Raw genomic sequence first — 16,937 nt, forward strand, 5'->3', positions numbered from 1 at the left:
TCAACGAAGGGTGCCGCTGGCCGCAGTGCGCAGCGCCTGGGTGATGTGCTGCAGTGTGCTTGAGCGCACGGCGGCATGCTGCCAATACAGCGGCACATCGAGCCAGCGGCGGGGTTCCAGTACCACCACGCGGCCGGCGCGCACGGCGGGCGCGACCAGGGTTTCCGGGGCCATGCCCCAGCCGAGTCCGCACGCGGCGGCTTCGACGAAACCGGTGGAAGAGGGCAGGTAGTGCAGCGGCGGCTGCAGTCGCGCGCGGGTCAGCCGTCGCACGAAGCGCCACTGCAGTTCATCCTTGCGGTTGAACACCAGCATCGGCGCCCGCGCCAGGGATGCGGCCTGCATGCCATCGCTGAAGTACTGTCGGGCGAAGCCGGGCGAGGCAATGGCGTGGTAACGCATCGCGCCGAGCGGGTGCACGTTGCAGCCCTTTTCCGGCTGGCTTTCGGCAGTAACCGCGCCGAGTACGCTGCCATCGCGCAGCAGCTGCAGGGTATGGTCCTGGTCATCCATGCGCAGGTCGAACAGGTAGCCATGGCGCTGGTGCAGTTCGGCGATGGCCGGCACGAACCAGGTATCGAGCGAGTCATCGTTGACCGCCAACGGGATCGGCGTGCGCGCGGCATCGCTGCCGCGTTCGGGCAGCAGCTCGGCCAATGCCTCGGCCTCCAGCGCCTGCATCGGCCGGACCCGGCGCAGCAGCGCTTCGCCTGCGGCGGTGGGGCGGCACGGTGCCTGACGTACCACCAGTACCTGGCCAAGCCTGTCCTCCAGCGCCTTGATCCGCTGCGACAGTGCCGACGGGCTGATCGACAGCCGGCGTGCGGCGGCCTCGAAGCTGCCTTCTTCCAGCACTGCAGCAAATGCGGACAGTTGCGGATGTACCAGGTCCACACCGGCACCTCTTCAGTATTTCTGCACAGGATAAAGGAAAATCAGTTTGTCTTAACGTGTCCGTTGGCCGCACCCTGCGCGTCCCCCGCTGCCTGGCCTGTCCCGATGTGGATTGCTGCTACCGCCGCCGGCCTGTTCGCAGGTGCCGGCCTGATCATCGCCATCGGCGCGCAGAACGCCTTCGTGCTGCGCCAGGGCCTGCAGCAGCGCCATGTGGGGAGGGTAGTGCTGGCTTGCGCAGGTGCGGACATCGCGCTGATCCTTGCCGGCGTTGGCGGAATGGGTGCGCTGGTGCTGCAGTGGCCGCTGCTGCTGCAGGTCCTGCGTTTCGGTGGCGCGGCCTTCCTGCTCTGGTATGGCCTGCAGGCCGGGCTGCGCGCGTGGCGAGGTGGCAGTGCACTGGCGGCGGGTGACGTGGACGGTGGCGATCGACGGCAGGTGCTGCTGACCTGCCTGGCCTTCACCCTGCTCAATCCGCACGTCTATCTGGACACCGTGGTGCTGCTGGGCAGCCTGTCCACGCGCTATCCGGGCGATCTGCGCTGGGCGTTTGCTGCCGGCGCCTGCGCAGCCAGCGTCATCTGGTTCTGCACGCTGGGCTATGGCGCGCGCCTGTTGCAGCCGGTGTTCCGCAGGCCGTCTGCGTGGCGGGTGCTGGATGCTGGCGTGGCGATGTTCATGTTCTGCCTTGCGACGTTGTTGCTGTTGCGTCCTCTATCGCCATGAGTGCGCGGTCGGGTACCGCGCGCTTGAGTCGTACTTCGTGCATACATCGATCACAGCGGGAGCTCCCATTGCAGGCGAAGGCTGGGTACGGAACGTCGGGTGTTGCGAAGTACCTGCGACCCGCCTTCGTCGAAACGCCACTGGCCGGTCTCGATGTCCTGCGCCAACAGGTTCGAGGCGGTCAAGCGCAGCTTGCCGTGCCGCTCGGTCGCGTACTGTGCCCAGGCTTCCAGTTCGCGTCGATAGGACGTGATGTCCAGCTCGCTCAGGCTGTAGCGTATTCTGCCTCCGCTGCGATGGGTGTAGGCCAGGCCGCTGCTCCAGCGCGATGAGATGCGGTAATCGAGCGACGCATTGGCGGTGAATGGCACCTGGTCTTCAATCCGATTGTCAGGCCCGGGAAGATCCCTGACCCGGGAGTGGTTCCAGGTGGCGTTGCCGCGCAGCTCGATATCCGGCCCTCTGCGGTACAGGCGTGCCAGCGGCATCCTGCCATCCATCTCGATTCCCCAGGCCATGGCGCGGGTACCGTTGACCGGCGTCGATACCCAGCGCCCGTCACGTAGCACCGTTTCATTGCGGATCGGTGCATCGATGCGACGCAGGTAGCCGCCGATGCTTCCTTGAGTACCTTCACCGCCGTGCATTTCCCAAGCCGCATCCAGACCCCACGCCAGTTCCGGACGCAGCGATGGATTCCCGATCTCGTCGGGGTTCAGTGGACGGTTGTTGGTAGAGGTGTACGGACGCGGGACCAGCGAGCGCAGCGCTGGTGCGCGGAAGCTGCGGCTCAATGAGACCCGTAGCTGGTCCTTGCCCTTTGCACGCTTCCACAGGCCCTGCAGGACCGGCGTGAACACGCTGGCACGGTGACGCGTGGTGGCGAAATTCCGCCCTTCGCTGCGGGTCTGCAGTTGTTCCCAGCGACCGCCGACGTAGAAGGCACTGCGCGCGCCCCAAGGAAACTCATCCTGCGCGTACAGCGCCACGCGATTCAGCCGCGCATCGAAGGAGAGGTCGCTGACCGTCGATGGTTCGCTGGGGGAAGAATGCAATTGCTGCACTCGGGATTCACGCCGCGAGTCCATGCTGCTTTCGGCACCGACCTGCAGTGTATGGCGGCCCCACGCCGGCAGGGTCCACTTCACGCGGGTGGTGCCACCCAGCACGTGCAGCTTCGCATCGGTGCGATCGAAAAGATTATCCTGCTGTGCCTCATCCTGTCCTTGTTCGCGAAAGCGGTAGTCCTCCCGGTTTCCGTCCATTTCCAGGCGCAGGTTCAGGCTGCCTCCATCCGACAGTTTTTTCTCCCACTCTGCACTGACCTGGCCCTGGTCAAGGCGCAGGTGCGTGCGTTGCCGGTAATGGGGAGTGCGTAGTGCCGGGCCCAGCAGCGTGTCCCAATCAATGGTCATGTCGCGACGGAAGTCGGACGCGTCCACCAGGGCCTGCAGCGAAAGGGTGGTGTCATCGCTGGTTCTGAACGTCAGTGAGGGCGAGAGCGAAACGCTGTTGCGTTGGCCGGTGGCACGCAGGCGCGATTGTCGATGCAGCAACGGCGTACCAATACCATCCCAGGCGTCCTCTCTACTGCGTTCCTCCGCCAGGAATGCGCGGGCGGTTGCCGTGGCGGTCAGTGAAACATCACGGTCGAGATTGGAACAGGCCTGCCGCCAGCTCGCTGACGGGGTCATGCGCCCTTGGGTATCCGTCCATGAAACCGTCAGCCGTTGACTGTCTTTTGCAACCGGTGCACGGGTGACGATGTTGAGTGTGCCGGCGATGGCACCCATGCCCTGATCAGCGGAGGGCGCGCGCAGGATTTCGATGCGCTCGATCAGATCGGTGGCCAGTGAGTCCAGGCTGAAAGCGGCGGGTGTGCGCTGGCCGTTCAACAGGATCTGCGTGTAGCCCGCGCCCAGGCCGCGTAGCGACACGGTGCCTGGACGGCCCGGTGCGCCGTTCGAAACGCTGACACCGGGCAAGCGCTTGAGTGCCTCCAGCAGGTCGGTATCGCCATGCCGTTGCAGCGCCTCGCGGTCCACCACGATGCGGCTCGCAGTGTCGTCACGGCGAGCGTCGTAGCGCTCGGACTGGACGTGCACTGCATCCAGATCGGTCGTGTTTGAAGGGGAGGGTGTCGTTGGTGGAAGGGCCATGGCATTCGCTGGTCCCATCAGGCAGCCAATGGTGAGCCACACGCCCGCGTGTGGCCGCAGTGTTGTCGGGGAGGGCGAAGATCGACGCATGGTCGTGCGGTTCCTTTGTCACGGCGGGACAGCGGGCCGCAGCAGTACCTCCCGCGGCCGGGTATCGAAACGATGCATGGAGGGCGGCGGCAGGGCGCCGGTCAGTGCATTACTGCAACCAGTGCTGCGGGTCCACTCGTGTTCCGTTGCGCAGCAGTTCCATGTGCAGGTGTGGGCCGGTAGTGCGCCCGGTGTTGCCGCTGCGGGCGATGGGATCGCCCCTGCGCACCTGCTGGCCTGGCTGTACCGCGAAGTCCTGCAGGTGTGCAAACAGCGACTGCCAGCCACCGCCGTGATCGATCACGACAACCGTGCCGTAGTTCGCACCACCGGGATAGGCGTGCGTGGCAGCGATCACGGTGCCGTCGGCGGGGGCGAGCACGGCGGTGCCACGGCGCGCGGCGAAGTCGGTGCCGTGGTGGGCGCTCTGGCGGAAGTCGGCGACGTGCCCGAACACGCTGGTGACCCGCGCATTGGACAGTGGCATGAAGAATGACGGAGGTGGCAGCGTGGCTTCCACCAGTGTTACCGATGCGATGGGGAGTGGCAGCGTCACGGGCGTCGGTCCTGCCACCACGGTCGCCTGTACGGTGGCCACGCCGACTGTGCAGGCAGAGCCCAGTGCGAGCAGCAGCAGGACGCTGGTGAGGCCTGGGCGGCGACCGCTGTCACCCTTCAGCATGTGCTGCAGGCGCACCTGGTGGCCGCCGAGATCGCGATGGGTGAGGGCGCTGGCCGGCTGCACGGCCGTCGCGTAGCGAAGGGTCTGGACATAGGCGTGGGCCAACAGACGGCCGTCGTTGGCGGCGCCACCCTCGGCCAGTGCTCGCGCATCGCATTGCAGTTCGGCGGCCAGTTGCATGCGCGCGGCAATGCGTCGAACGAAGGGATTGAACCAGTACAGCGCACCAACAAACCGCATCAGCGCAGCGCGCTGGGGGTCGCGGCGCTGCAGGTGGGCCGCCTCGTGGCCGATGACCAGGCGAAGCGTACGATCAGGCAGGGCCAGGCATGCCGTGGGCAGGATGATCTGCGGCTGCGGCCTGCACAGGGCGAACGGCGTGCCGCTGCCTTCTACAATGCGCAACGCGACGCCTTCCTGCTGAAGCCCCTGCACAGCGTGGTGCGATTGCGGGCCAGGCAACTGCGCAGTCTGCAGCGGGTGGCTGCGGCGTAGCAGGGCCCGCAGCCGGCCGCTGGCCAATGCCCAACGAACGAGGGCCAGCATGACCCCCGCGATATAGACGGTCAGCAGCAGTGGCGTCAGCCAAGCCATCAATGGCTCGGTCGCCGCGAGTGCAGGCAGTTGTTGCACTGGCCGCAGTACGGCGGTGCCGCTGTCCAGCGCAACGGGCAATGCGCTGGCCAGCTTCTGCAACGGTGCCGCCTGCACCGGCAGCAACAGCGCAAGCAAGGGGGGCAGCACGGCACACAACCACGCCCCCAGCCAAAAGCGTGTCGACGCATGTGAAAGCCTGAGCAGCCGCTGCAGCGATTGCGCGCCGTACCAGGCCAGGCCAGCCCCCAGCAGGCTCGCAGCGAGGCTGATCATCCACGGCGCGGTTGATGACAGGCTCATGGCTGGTCCTCGTCATCCTGGAGCAGCAGCGCCTGCAGTTGCTCGATTTCCTTGTCGCTCAGCAGGCGGCTTTCGGCGAATGCCTGGGTCGGCAGCGGCCCGTCGATCTCCAGTACGCGACGAGCGAAGTCGGCACTGAGTGCGGCCAGGGTGGCCACCTTGCCGACCTTGGCACTGTAGACATTCAGACCGTGCTGGCTGCCCTCTTTCACCAGGCCCTTGTCGACCATCCGTTCCAGCGTCTTGCGCGTGGACGAGTACGACCAGTCCAGTGCGGCAGCTGCCGCGTTGTGCAATTCACGCGCGCTGCAGGCGCCGTCGCGCCACAGGCACTTCAACAACTCCAGTTCGGCGTTCGAAGGTGTTGGGACGCGGGGCATGGTCAGACCTGTGCGTGCGATTGATGTCGTGAGTGTGCGACAGATGTCGCACGCCATGCAAGAGGCACATCAAGGCGCGGAGGTGCTGAGGTGCTGAGGTCAGCCGGTCGCCATCCGGTCGATGGCGCACAACGGTGTCTCGCCGGGGCGCAGGGTCAGGACGCGCACGCCATTGCGGGTGACTGCCACGGTGTGTTCGAACTGCGCCGACAGCTTGCCGTCGCGCGTGTAGACCGGCCATTCGTCTGGCTGCTGGCGGATGGCCGGCTTGCCCTGGTTGAGCATCGGCTCGATGGTGAACACCATGCCTTCCTCCAGCACCATGCCGGTGTTGGGATGGCCGTAGTGCAGGATCTGCGGATCCTCGTGCATTTCCTGGCCGATGCCGTGGCCGCAGTACTCCTTCACCACGCTGTAGCCGTGGCTGCGCGCGTGGCGGGCGATGGCGTGGCCGATATCGCCCAGGCGGGCTCCCGGGCGCACCGCGGCGATGCCTTTCCACATCGCCTGGTAGGTGGTCTGCACCAGCCTGCGCGCGCCGTAGTCGACCTCACCCACCAGGTAGGTGGTGCTGGAGTCGGCGATGTAGCCGTTCTTTTCCAGGGTGATGTCGAGGTTGACGATCTGGCCGCTGCGCAGCACGTCGGTGGTACTGGGTACGCCGTGGCAGATGACGTTGTCGATCGAGGTGTTGAGCACGTACGGGAAGCCGTACTGGCCCTTGCTGGCCGGCCGTGCCTGCAGTTCGTCGACGATCATGCGCTCGACGAAATCGTTGATCTGCATCGTGCTGCGGCCCTGCAGCGGCAGCCGGTCGAGCGCGGCGAACACCTGCGCCAGCAGGCGCCCGGACTCGGCCATCAGCGCGATCTCGTCGGGGCGCTTGATGATGCCCATGGGCTCAGGCCTGGCCCGGTGGCAGCAACGGGGGCTGCACGCCGGCCGCGCGCAGTTCGCTGGCGACGATGTCCTGGAAGCTCAGGGTCGGGTTCATCTCGCACAGCATGCCGACCCGGATCCAGAAGTTGGCCTGGGCGTTGATCGAGCGGCTGGAGACGGTGCAGGCACGGCGCAGCTGGTCGTGCAGGGTGTCATCGATGTTGACGATGCCCATGGGCGGTCCTGGAGAAGTGGATATACGAATCGTATATGTTTCGTATATCCATCTCAAGCCCGCGTCGTTCAGTCCACGTGGGTGGCAAAGCGCAGGCGGTTGCCGTCGGGGTCGCGCAGCAGCATCTCGCGGCTGCCCCACTCGGTGTCATGCGGCGGCTGTTCGATCAGCACGCTGGCGGCGCTGAAGGCACGGTGCAGGGCGTCGAGATCCTCGACGATGAAGTACACCGCGCCGCCGACCTCGCAGTCGCCGCTGTGCTCGGTGAGGAAGATCGTCTGGCCATCGCGGGTGAGCTGGGCGAACAGCGGGAAGCCGGGTTCGAAGCGGTGTTCCCAGTCGACCACGAAGCCCAGCCCCTGCACGTAGAACGGCAGGGTGGTATCGGCGTGGCGCATGCGCAGTTGCGGGATGACGGTCTGGGGCATGGCGGTGGCTCCTGGGGCAGGCGTCCGGTGTAGTGCCGGCCGCTGGCCGGCATCCTCGTGAGCCCGGGAACAATGAGGTTGCCGGCCAGCGGCCGGCACTACCGACTCTGCCTGGGTCTGGTAGTTGCCAACCTTGGTTGGCATTGCCGGCCAGCGGCCGGCACTACCGAAGCCACGCCGGCCAACGGCCGGCATGACCGACGCGGTCAGCAGGCCATCGGCACGGCGGCCATCGCCGCCAGCAGTTCGCGGTTCACCTGCTGGTGCCGTGCCTGCCACACGGGAAGATCGTCGGCGCTGATGTCCGGCTGGCCATCCAGCGACGACAGCCAGCGCTTGAAGCGACTCTGATAGTTGGCCAGCGACACTTCGCCGGTGATGTCACTGCCAACCAGACCGCCGGCACGCAGCGCCTCGATCACCACCAGCGCGTCTTCCAGCTGGAAACGGCCCTGGTCCCAGTTGCTGCGCGCGACGTCCTCGGCGAACACGTCCTTGTCGATCGACAGGTAGGTCGGCTGGGGCGACTTGGCCTGTTCGGCTGCGAACGCGGCCACCAGCGCTTCAGGGTGCTCGAAGCGGCGGAACGCGTGGCCCATGCCGAGGCGATGGCTCCAGCCGACATCCACGTCCATGCACCAGTAGGTCAGGCGACCGCCCATCAGCGGGCGCCAGTGGTTCTCCCAGGCATGGCCGAGGCCGATGTCGCTGGAGGTAATGCCGAGCACATGGATGTGCGAGATCTGCGGCAGCTTGCTGGCGGCATTCACCCATGAACCGCAATGCATGCCGAACGGAAAACGCATGTTGTCCGGATGGTTGTCCAGCACCACCAGCTGGAACGGCGCCTGTGCGCGCATGCGACGCAGCAGCGGCAGGCTGAGATGGTGGAAGTCACCACTGCCAAGCATGACCGTGCCGGGTTGCGCAGGCAGCGACGCGAGCACTTCAGTGCCGAAGCGATCCAGGGTGGCGTTGCTGCAGGCAAAGCGCAGCGGGTCGTGCCACTGCGGCAGCGCCAGGGTCTGTGCCTGGGGCAGTGGCAGCACGCCACCGTCCAGGTCGAGGATCAGCGGGGAACGCAACGGCATCGCTCAGCCGCCTCCATCAGGTTCGCCCTGCAGGTACGGCGCCAGCCGGCGCAGGGCGACACGCAGCAGCGGGGAACGGGCGTGGATCGCGTGCCGGGTGGAGGTGAAGCTGGCCCCCAGCTCGGCCTTGATCCGCGAGTCGGTCCAGCCGGCCACGTAGTGGCTCAGGCCGTGCTGCAGGGCGTACTCGAGGTTGTGCATCCAGCTGACCGCGTACAGGTTGTGCTCGCGCGACTGCGGGTAGGCCAGGCCGATGTACTTGTCCACCAGCTTGCCGGCATGCACGTAGCACAGGTTCCAGCCGATCAGCTGGCCCTGATGGCGGTACAGGAACATCCGGCCCTGGCCCTGGCTGTCGGCCAGTAGGTACTGGAAATAGGGCAGGTCGAGCTGGTCGAAATGCACCGCGCTCTGCGCGTACACGCCCAGGTACAGCGCATACAGTTCGGCCTGCAGCTGCGGGTCGGCCAGGGCCGGATCACCGGTGGCGATGCAGTCGATCTGCAGGTCGTCGCGCGAGCGCAGCTTGCGCCGGATGTTCTTGCGGCGCGACGACGACAGGCGGCTGAGATAGCCGTCGATCGAATCGAAATCGATCGCCACCCAGGCCAGTGGCATGCCTTCCAGTTCAACGAAGCCGCGTGCCAGCAATGCCTGCAGGAAGGCTGCGCTGTGCGCGTTGGCGGCGTCGTCCAGCAGCGGTGAAGCGACCGCCAGGTCCTTGACCACCAGAAGGCGCGTATCGCCGATCGCGTGACGCGTCACGTCCTCGGCCAGCGCCTCCGGCGCGACGTGCGGCGGCAGGGGGGTGTACTCGGTGCTGGTGGCACCCACGAAGCGGGTCTTCCAGGTGATCCACGGCCGCCACAGGCGCGACAGCGGCAGGCCGAGCAGCTTGCTGCGCAGCGCGTCGTCCATCGTGGTGGTCAGGTCCAGCGGTGCGCGGAAGGTCGGCAGGCCGCTGGGAAGGCGGCCTGCCTCGAATCCGAGCGGCGGGTGGGCCAGGAAGCCCTCCAGCAGCGCGGCCGGTTCCAGCGCGGTGCTGGAGGCACGTGACGTCATTTCCATCGGCACGGGAACCGGCAGTGCATCCAACCTCAGCCCTTGGCCTTGGTCAGCGCCTGGTCGAGCAGGGTGATCGCCAGGTCGATCTCTTCGTAGCTGATGTCCAGCGACGGCGCGAAGGTGATCACGTTCTTGTACCAGCCACCCACGTCGAGCACGAGGCCCATGCGCTTGCCGTCGTGCAGCAGGTCACCGGCCAGGCCGATGTCGACCATGCGGTCCAGCAGTTCCTTGTTCGGGGTGTAGCCGTCGGTCTGGCAGATTTCCGCGCGCAGGGCCAGGCCCAGGCCGTCGACGTCGCCGATTTCCGGATGGCGCTTCTGCAGGCCACGCAGGCCGTCGAGGAAGTACGCGCCCTTTTCCGGCACGGTGCGCTCGTAATCCATTTCCTTGCCCAGCTTCAGCACTTCCAGGCCCAGGCGGGTGCCCAGCGGGTTGGAGTTGAAGGTGGAGTGGGTGGAGCCCGGCGGGAACACGGTCGGGTTGATCAGTTCTTCGCGCGCCCACAGGCCCGACAGCGGGTTCAGGCCGTTGGTCAGCGCCTTGCCGAACACCAGAACGTCCGGGGTCACACCGAAGTGCTCGATCGACCACAGCTTGCCGGTGCGCCAGAAGCCCATCTGGATTTCATCGACCACCATCAGAATGCCGTACTTGTCCAGCACGCGCTTGAGGCCGGTGAAGAAGTTGCGCGGCGGGATGACGTAGCCGCCGGTGCCCTGGATCGGCTCGACGTAGAACGCGGCGTACTCGGCCTGGCCGACCTTGGGATCCCACACGCCGTTGTACTCGCTCTCGAACAGGCGCTCGAACTGCCAGACGCAGTGGTCGGAATACTCGTCCGGGGTCATGCCCTTCGGGCGACGGAACGGGTACGGGAACGGGATGAACATCGCGCGCTCGCCGAAGTGGCCGTAGCGGCGGCGGTAGCGGTAGCTGGAGGTGATGGACGAGGCGCCCAGGGTACGGCCGTGGTAACCGCCCTCGAAGGCGAACATCAGGCTCTTGCCGCCACGCGCGTTGCGGACGATCTTCAGCGAGTCCTCGATGGCCTGCGCACCGCCGACGTTGAAGTGCACGCGGCCGTCGAGGCCGAACTTCTCGTGCATGTCCACGGCAATGGTCTTGGCCAGCTGCACGCGGGTCGGGTGCAGGTACTGGCTGGCGACCTGCGGCAGGGTGTCGATCTGGTCCTTCAGCGCATCGTTCAGGCGCTTGTTGCTGTAGCCGAAGTTGCAGGCCGAGTACCACATCTGCAGGTCGAGGTAGGGCACGCCCGCACCGTCGAACATGTAGCTGCCTTCGCCACGCTTGAAGATCTTCGGCGGGTCGACGTAGTGGACGGTGTCGCCGAAGGAGCTGTAGCGGGCTTCGTCGGCCAGCAGCTGCGCATCGGAGGCAGCGGCGTCGGCGTTCTTGTCAAAAATGTTCATGCAGTTCGGTTCCGTGAAGGACGTTCAAAAGGGGCAACGGGGAGCGGGTCTGGAAGGGAGGGCTCAGGCGGTGGCCAGCAGGGGCAGTACGATGGGCTGCGGGCTGGCGTCGAAATGACGTGGCTGCAGCAGGCTGCCATCGAGCAGGCGCGGCAGCAGCGCGACTGCATCGTGGAAGGTGTCGATGGCGGCGTGCTCGATGCCGGCCTTCGTGCAATGGGTGATCAGGCGGCGCTTGGCGAACACGAAGTCGGCATCTTCGGAGACGCAGAAATCCGAGCTGCCATCGCCGATCATCAGCACGCGCGGTGCTTCGTTGGCGCGCGCCTGCGCAGCGCAGGTGCACTTGCAGGTGCCGCTGCGGCAACCTTCGGCCTGGTAGGGCGATTCCAGTTCCCAGTGGTCTTCGCACCAGCGCAGGTGGTTGGCCACCACCGGCAGCCGCGACAGGCCGTGGTTGGCGAGGATGCGGTGGATCGCATAGTCCAGGCCGTCGCTGACGATGCGCAGCGGCAGGCCCAGTTGTTCGGCGCGGCTGACAAAGGCGACGAAGCCCGGATCGATCTGCACCTGGTCCAGGTGGGCGTCGAGCGTGGCCGGGTCCAGCTTCAGCAGCCGCACCTGGCCCTGCATGCATTCACGCGAGCCGATCTTTCCCGACTTCCACTGCTCTTCCAGTTCCTGCCAGCCCGGCTGGCCGTACTTCTCCAGCAGCGAGTCGATGACATCTTCGAGGCTGATGGTGCCGTCGAAGTCACACAGGATGCTCCAGCGCATGGGCAGGTCCGTCGATGAAAGAAACGTCCGGCGCGATGCCGGGGCAGGCTCAATGTAGGCAGGCCGCCTTTCTCGTTCCTTTCCTGTTGAAAGGCTCTATTGACGGGCTGGGAAAGCGTTCAGGAAGGTGCATGGATGAATGCGCGGAGCGCAGGCCAGGCGCGCACCTGCGGGTCAGGCGCGGGCCAGGACCTGCAGGATCTCGGCCGTGTCTTCACGGGTCTGCCAGGCGCTGTTGCCCAGGGTCAGCATGCGTGCAGCGAAGTCGCGTGCGTTGGGCACGTCGGCGGCCGGCACGATGCCGCGCAGGTACGCGTAGTCGGGCAGGGCATGGATGAACATGCGGCTGGCGCCGAGGCCGCGTGGCCACAGGTCTTTCAGCACGGCATCGCGGGCTCGCTGGCTGGGCAGCAGCAGCATCAGCATCGGCCAGGTGCCGCCGGTACCGGCCAGCCCATCGACCACGTCCACCGCCGGCAGCTGGGCCAGCTGCACGCGCAGCTGCAATGCACGCAGGCGCCCGGCCTGCAGGAAGGCAGGCAGGCGCCGCGCGGCATGGGCACCGATGTTCTGCCGCCACGGGCTGACCCGGTGCTGCGGAATCTCCAGCGGGAAAATGTCACCGACCGCTTCTTCCAGGTCGCCACGCTGCAGCGCGCTGCGCAGCGGATTGCCGTACACCAGCGACAGCAGTGAAGGACGGTAGCAGGCCGCAAGACCGAGCAGCTGCACGCTGCGCAGCAGCTCCCAGCGCAGGCTGGAGCGAACGTGCTGGACGGCATGTCCGGCCAGCGCGGCACGCAGTTCGTCATCGCGGCTGACCAGCAGGCCGCCCTCATGCAGGCTCAGGCCCTTGCCGGCGGCCAGGCTGAAGAACCCGATATCGCCGCGCAGGCCGACACTGGTGTTGCCAACGCGTGCGCCGAGCGCCTGCGCGGCATCCTCGATCACCCAGGCGCCGGCGCCGCGCGCAACCTCGCAGGCCAGCTCGACATCGGCGATGCGACCACCCAGGTGGGTGGGCAGTATCGCCAGCGTGCGTGCATCGGTCAGCCGCTTGAGCTGACCAGGATCAAAGTCGAAGTGGCCATGACGGGTATCGCACAGCTGCACGCGCAGGCCCAGGCTGTGCACCGCGATCGGCACCAGCGGGCAGGTATAGGCCGGCAGGATCACGGTGTCGCGCTGGGGTGCGCGCTTGCGCAGCGTCCGCAGGGCGATCAGCAGCGCGTGCGTGCCGGAACAGGTCAACTGCAGCGGCGGTGTGCCGAGCTGGCTGGCCAGGATCGCGCGCAGGTCGCCACCGCCAGGAAGAAAGTCGCTGGCCTGCATCGGCAGGCCGGCGGTGGGCGGCAGCTCGCGTGCGAACAGGCTCATCGCAACGCGCTCATGCGGTGCTTTCGGCAGGGCTGTGCGGATCGTCCGCTTCGGCGCGCCCCAGGCAGACGATGCCGGCCACGATCAGCACCGCGCCGACCAGGTGATGCAGGGTCAGCGGCTCGTTCAACAGCCACGCCGACAGCAGCAGCACGCTGATCACTTCCAGGTGCGATGCGGCAAATGCAGGGCCGATCGGCGCATGGCGCAGCAGGCTCATCCAGGTGAAGAATGCACCCACGTAGCCCAGGATGGCGCCGTACACCCACGGCTGCGACAGCACGCGCAGCAGCCATGCCGTGTTGGCCTCGACCGGCAGTGCGGCATCGCCGGCGTACTTGAAGCACAGCTGGGCCAGCGTGTCGAAGGCCATCAGCAGCGGGAAGCCGATCACATACAGGCGCCTCATGAGCCGGCTCCCACCACGGCCACGCCGGCGGTGACCAGCAGCATGCCGGTTACCCGCAGCGGGGTGAGCTTCTCGCGGAACAGGAAGCGGCCGGCGATCATCAGCGCGACGATGTTGATCGAGCCCAGCAGCACGCCCTTGGACAGCGGCACCAGCGACAGGAAGGCGATCCAGGCGACGAACTCAAGCACGTAGCAGGCGATGCCGATCCACAGCCAGGGCCGGCTGAGCATGTGTTTCCAGCGCTGCAGGCCTTCGCCGTCCTGCGGGTCGCTGGCGGCGGCCTTGAAGGCAAGCTGGCCACCGGTATCGAGCACCACGTTGGCCAGCCACAGCAGCGTGGCAAGTGCCCCCATCTCAGGCCACCGCCTTGAGCACACCCGTACGCTCACCGATCTCGGTGAAGAAGCGTGCGCTGCGGCGGATCACGTCGCGGCGTTCGCGGTCGATGGTGATCATGTGGTAGCTGTCTTCCAGTACCACCAGCTCCTTCGGGCCGCTGACCCGCGACATCACAAGTTCGGCGTTGCCCATGCTGGCCACGTCGTCCTCGCGGGCATGCATCACCAGGCACGGCGCGGTGACCTGGTGCAGGTGGCGGCGGGTCCAGTGGCTGAGCGCACGCATCTCGGCCAGCGCATGCCAGGGGTTGCCCGGCAGGCCAGCGGCGGCGCTGTCGCCGGACAGCATGGCGGCGCTCACCTGCGCACGCAGGCGCTCGTCGCGCAGGCCATACGGCGGCTCTTCCATGAACATGCGGTCGCGGCCGATGTTGAAGCGCTTGAACCACGGCAGGAGGAACGAGAAGCGGGCCACGGCGGGAATGTTCCAGCCGTCGTAGCGGAACGTGGCGCCGTATACGCCCACGCCGGACACCCATTCGGGGCGACGTGCCGCCAGGGCCAGCGAAAGTACCGCGCCCATCGACAGGCCACCGACGAACAGCTGGTCGACCTTGCCGCGCAGGTTCGCCGCCGCATCTTCCACGCCCTGGTACCACTGTTCCCAGGTGGTCGCCAGCAGGTCATCCACGGTGCCGCAATGGCCGGGCAGCTGCACGCCGTGCACCGTGAAGCCTGCATTGTTCAGGCCCTTGCCCAGCATGCGCATTTCCGCCGGGGTGCCGGTCAGGCCATGGACCAGCAGCACGCCCTGTGGGCCACCGGGGAGGAAGAAGTCGTGCGATTCGGTCACCTGGCGGCTCCGGGACGGCAGTGGGGATGGCAGGATCGCAAGCGCGATTTTCGCCAGCCTTTCAGCGCCCCGGGCCGGGTCAGGGGGCCTTCAGCAGCGGCAGCGTGATGGCGACCTTGAGCCCGCCACCCGGGCGGTTGAGGAAGCTCAGGCGACCGCCGAAGTGCTCCACCGCCTCGTGCGCGATGGCCAGGCCCAGCCCGGTGCCGCTGGCGGTGGTGCCAGGGGCACGGAAGAAGCGCTCGCCGAGGCGCGGCATCACGTCTTCCGGGACGCCGGGGCCGTTGTCTTCCACGTACAGTTCCACATCATTGTCGTCCAGTGCGTGCACGCCGACCGTGACGGTGGCATCACGTCCGGCATAGCGCAGGGCGTTGTCGATCAGGTTGTCCAGTGCCTCCTGCAGCATCGCACCGTTGCCCAGCACGCGCAGCGGCTGGGGGCTGCCACGGTAGCCGAGGTCGATGCCATCACGGATCGCTTCCGGCACCCGCATGCCGACCCACTGCGGTACCAGAACGCCCAGATCCAACGCTTCGACCGTTTCCGGCACGGTCTGCGCCCGGCTCAGCGCCAGCAGCTGGGTGCTGACCCGCGCGGTGCGCTGATTGAGCCGGCGGATGTGCTGCAGGGCCTCGCGCACCGTATCCGGATCGCCATGTGCCAGCGCCTGGTCCACATGCAGGGCCATTCCGGCCAATGGCGAGCGCAGCTGGTGCGCAGCGTCGGCGATGAAGCGGTTCTGCAGGGTGATCATTTCCGCCTGGCGCGCGAACAGATCGTCGATGGTGCTGATCAGCGGCTGGATCTCCTCCGGTACGTCGGCATCGGAAATCGGCGCCAGTTCGCCGCGGCGCTGCGCCAGGCGGGTCCTCAGCGGGGTCAGGATGCGCAGGCCGTAGGTCACGCCGAACCAGACCAGCGCGGCGGTGCCCAGCGCCAGCATGGTCATCAGCGGAATGATGATCATCAGGATCTCGCGTGCGCGCTGGCGGCGGTCGGCCATGCTCTCGGCCACAGTCACTGCCAGCTGGTCCTGCGGATCGTTCATCGCCTGCGTGCAGACCGTGGCCATGCGTACCTGCTGGCCGTTGAGGGTGCCGTCGTACAGCGCCGGATGCACGCCGGTGCAGTCCTGCGAGGGGGCGTACGGGCTGAAGTCTGCATTGCCGCTGAGGGTGCCCTTGCGGCTGCTGTCGACGTTGAAATAGCGATGGCCGTCGGGGTCGTACTCGATCAGGAAACGCGCCTGTGGTGACAGGTCGCTGGTCACCGGCATGGTGCTCAGCATCTGCGCGAACGAGTGGGTGTCGTCGATCAGGTTGCGGTCGTGGATGCGGTTGGAATAGTCCAGCGCAACGTAATAGGCCAGGAGCGTGTTGAAGGTGAGCAGGCCCAGCATCGGCAGCGCCAGGAAGGCGAGCAGGCGCCGGCGCAGGCTGGGCGGTCCACTGATCACGGGGCGCTGTCGTCCTGCGCGTCTTCCAGCATGTAGCCCAGCCCGCGCACGGTGCGGATGCCCATGCCGCCGGGCTGCAGCTTGCGGCGCAGGCGGTGCAGGGCGATGTCCAGGCCATTGTCGGTCAGGTCCTGGCCCCAGTCGCACAGCGCTTCCACCAGCTGCGCGCGCGATACGATGCGCTCGGCGCGTACCGCCAGTGCCGACAGCAGGCCGAATTCGCGCGCGGTCAGTTCCAGCGACTGGTCGTCGATCCACACCCGATGCCCGGCCAGGTCCAGGCGCAGGCGGCCGATGCGCAGGTCCGGGTTGCCATTGCTGGTGACCCGGCGCAGCTGGGCACGCACGCGTGCTTCGAATTCGTCCAGCGCGAACGGCTTGACCAGGTAGTCGTCGGCACCCAGGTCGAGCACGCGTACGCGTTCGGCCAGGCCGTCGCGGGCGGTCACCACCAGCACCGCCAGGCCATCACCGCGCTGGCGCAGGCGCTGCAGCACGTCGCGGCCATCCAGCTGCGGCAGGCCCAGGTCCAGCACCAGCAGTGCGTACTGGGTCGAGCCCAGGGCAGCGTCGGCGTGCGCGCCATTGTCGACGTGGTCGACCACGTGCCCCTGCCGGCGCAGCGAGGCGCACAGGCCGGAGGCGATGTCCGGGTCGTCTTCAGCAATCAGAACGCGCATGCGCGGGGGGCTCCTGTAACGGTCAGGCCCACCGGATGGACGGGGTGGGCCTCTCGGCTGCCGAGGGTAGCCGCAAACCGGG

General features: G+C 67.0%; 18 protein-coding genes. 1 reads left to right on the forward strand and 17 read right to left on the reverse strand.

Annotation, left to right across the window (positions count from 1 at the left end):
• A complete protein-coding gene (locus D7T59_RS10135; RefSeq protein ID WP_180852171.1) occupies positions 1-894 on the reverse strand; it encodes an ArgP/LysG family DNA-binding transcriptional regulator in 894 nt (297 codons plus the stop codon).
• A 105-nt stretch (positions 895-999) separates the two neighbouring features.
• Between D7T59_RS10135 and D7T59_RS10140 the strand changes: the two genes are divergently transcribed.
• Positions 1,000-1,620, forward strand: coding sequence for a LysE/ArgO family amino acid transporter (locus D7T59_RS10140; protein ID WP_180852173.1), 621 nt, complete (start codon positions 1,000-1,002; stop codon positions 1,618-1,620).
• 50 nt (positions 1,621-1,670) lie between these two features.
• Here the strand turns inward: D7T59_RS10140 and D7T59_RS10145 are convergent, their stop codons facing one another.
• The 16 genes from D7T59_RS10145 to D7T59_RS10220 all read right to left on the reverse strand — a co-directional run bounded on the left by D7T59_RS10145 (position 1,671) and on the right by D7T59_RS10220 (position 16,855).
• On the reverse strand, positions 1,671-3,869 hold the full coding sequence (locus D7T59_RS10145; RefSeq protein WP_258013053.1) for a TonB-dependent receptor plug domain-containing protein: 2,199 nt from the start codon (positions 3,867-3,869) through the stop codon (positions 1,671-1,673).
• Between the two features lie 109 nt (positions 3,870-3,978).
• Entirely contained in the window at positions 3,979-5,448 is a 1,470-nt protein-coding gene (locus D7T59_RS10150) for a M23/M56 family metallopeptidase (protein ID WP_180852175.1), read from the reverse strand.
• Positions 5,445-5,828: a BlaI/MecI/CopY family transcriptional regulator gene (locus D7T59_RS10155; protein ID WP_005408657.1), complete on the reverse strand. Its 384-nt coding sequence runs from the start codon at positions 5,826-5,828 to the stop codon at positions 5,445-5,447. The genes D7T59_RS10150 and D7T59_RS10155 overlap by 4 nt, the downstream gene beginning before the upstream one ends.
• A gap of 99 nt (positions 5,829-5,927) precedes the next feature.
• Positions 5,928-6,719, reverse strand: coding sequence for a type I methionyl aminopeptidase (gene map, locus D7T59_RS10160; RefSeq protein WP_180852183.1), 792 nt, complete (start codon positions 6,717-6,719; stop codon positions 5,928-5,930).
• Between the two features lie 10 nt (positions 6,720-6,729).
• Positions 6,730-6,942: a ParD-like family protein gene (locus D7T59_RS10165; RefSeq protein WP_164136823.1), complete on the reverse strand. Its 213-nt coding sequence runs from the start codon at positions 6,940-6,942 to the stop codon at positions 6,730-6,732.
• A gap of 68 nt (positions 6,943-7,010) precedes the next feature.
• Positions 7,011-7,370 carry a bleomycin resistance protein gene (locus D7T59_RS10170; RefSeq protein ID WP_180852177.1) on the reverse strand — a complete coding sequence of 120 codons (360 nt, stop codon included), beginning with the start codon at positions 7,368-7,370 and terminating at the stop codon, positions 7,011-7,013.
• 206 nt (positions 7,371-7,576) lie between these two features.
• Positions 7,577-8,461 carry an arginase family protein gene (locus tag D7T59_RS10175; RefSeq protein WP_180852185.1) on the reverse strand — a complete coding sequence of 295 codons (885 nt, stop codon included), beginning with the start codon at positions 8,459-8,461 and terminating at the stop codon, positions 7,577-7,579.
• Positions 8,462-8,464: 3 nt separating this feature from the next.
• Positions 8,465-9,529: a GNAT family N-acetyltransferase gene (locus tag D7T59_RS10180; protein WP_180852187.1), complete on the reverse strand. Its 1,065-nt coding sequence runs from the start codon at positions 9,527-9,529 to the stop codon at positions 8,465-8,467.
• 29 nt (positions 9,530-9,558) lie between these two features.
• Positions 9,559-10,959 (reverse strand): aspartate aminotransferase family protein, encoded by a 1,401-nt coding sequence (locus D7T59_RS10185; protein WP_180852188.1) that lies wholly within the window; start codon positions 10,957-10,959, stop codon positions 9,559-9,561.
• Between the two features lie 63 nt (positions 10,960-11,022).
• Positions 11,023-11,736: an MtnX-like HAD-IB family phosphatase gene (locus D7T59_RS10190; RefSeq protein WP_164136818.1), complete on the reverse strand. Its 714-nt coding sequence runs from the start codon at positions 11,734-11,736 to the stop codon at positions 11,023-11,025.
• 174 nt (positions 11,737-11,910) lie between these two features.
• On the reverse strand, positions 11,911-13,113 hold the full coding sequence (locus tag D7T59_RS10195) for a DegT/DnrJ/EryC1/StrS family aminotransferase (RefSeq protein WP_180852190.1): 1,203 nt from the start codon (positions 13,111-13,113) through the stop codon (positions 11,911-11,913).
• A 10-nt stretch (positions 13,114-13,123) separates the two neighbouring features.
• Entirely contained in the window at positions 13,124-13,522 is a 399-nt protein-coding gene (locus D7T59_RS10200; RefSeq protein WP_049429588.1) for a DMT family transporter, read from the reverse strand.
• Entirely contained in the window at positions 13,519-13,878 is a 360-nt protein-coding gene (locus tag D7T59_RS10205; RefSeq protein ID WP_006425769.1) for an EamA family transporter, read from the reverse strand. Before D7T59_RS10205 ends, D7T59_RS10200 begins: the two co-directional genes overlap by 4 nt.
• A gap of 1 nt (position 13,879) precedes the next feature.
• A complete protein-coding gene (locus D7T59_RS10210; protein ID WP_164136816.1) occupies positions 13,880-14,716 on the reverse strand; it encodes an alpha/beta hydrolase in 837 nt (278 codons plus the stop codon).
• A 79-nt stretch (positions 14,717-14,795) separates the two neighbouring features.
• Complete coding sequence (locus tag D7T59_RS10215) at positions 14,796-16,175, reverse strand: sensor histidine kinase (protein ID WP_164136815.1); 1,380 nt, start codon at positions 16,173-16,175, stop codon at positions 14,796-14,798.
• Positions 16,172-16,855, reverse strand: coding sequence for a response regulator (locus tag D7T59_RS10220; RefSeq protein WP_008265770.1), 684 nt, complete (start codon positions 16,853-16,855; stop codon positions 16,172-16,174). The genes D7T59_RS10215 and D7T59_RS10220 overlap by 4 nt, the downstream gene beginning before the upstream one ends.
• Positions 16,856-16,937 lie beyond the last annotated feature (82 nt).

Origin of the sequence: Stenotrophomonas maltophilia, assembly GCF_013464915.1 — a bacterium.
GTDB classification, from domain to species: domain Bacteria; phylum Pseudomonadota; class Gammaproteobacteria; order Xanthomonadales; family Xanthomonadaceae; genus Stenotrophomonas; species Stenotrophomonas maltophilia_AT.